This window comes from Pseudomonas sp. NDM (assembly GCF_003105095.1).
Taxonomy (GTDB): Bacteria; Pseudomonadota; Gammaproteobacteria; order Pseudomonadales; family Pseudomonadaceae; genus Aquipseudomonas; species Aquipseudomonas moraviensis_A.
This window is the reverse complement of record NZ_QETJ01000334.1, coordinates 1-483: the sequence shown is the minus strand read 5'-3', so window position 1 is coordinate 483 and position 483 is coordinate 1. Positions and strand designations below refer to the sequence as shown.

Below are 483 nucleotides of genomic sequence, written 5' to 3'. Positions count from 1 at the left end.
GAACCTGCGGCTGGATCACCTCCTTAATCGACGACATCAGCTGCTGCATGAGCTCCCACACGAATTGCTTGATTCATTGAAGAAGACGATAGAAGCAGCTTTAAGCTCCAAGCTGATAGCTCTGAGCTAACAGTTACAAGCTCGAAATTGGGTCTGTAGCTCAGTTGGTTAGAGCGCACCCCTGATAAGGGTGAGGTCGGCAGTTCGAATCTGCCCAGACCCACCAATTTTGTTATGGGGCCATAGCTCAGCTGGGAGAGCGCCTGCCTTGCACGCAGGAGGTCAGCGGTTCGATCCCGCTTGGCTCCACCATAAACTGCTTCGCCGTTACAGAGTTTAGAAATGAATATTCGTAGTGAATATTGATTTCTAGTCTTTTGACTGGATCGTTCTTTAAAAATTTGGGTATGTGATAGAAAGATAGACTGAACGTTACTTTCACTGGTAACGGATCAGGCTAAGGTAAAATTTGTGAGTTCTCTT

General features: G+C 46.8%; 2 tRNA genes. Both read left to right on the top strand.

From position 1 onward, the window contains the following. Window positions 1-149: 149 nt before the first annotated feature. Window positions 150-226: transfer RNA gene (locus tag DCO47_RS26865), tRNA-Ile, on the top strand. A gap of 10 nt (window positions 227-236) precedes the next feature. Continuing rightward, window positions 237-312, top strand: a tRNA-Ala gene (locus DCO47_RS26860). The last annotated feature ends 171 nt before the right edge of the window (window positions 313-483 follow it).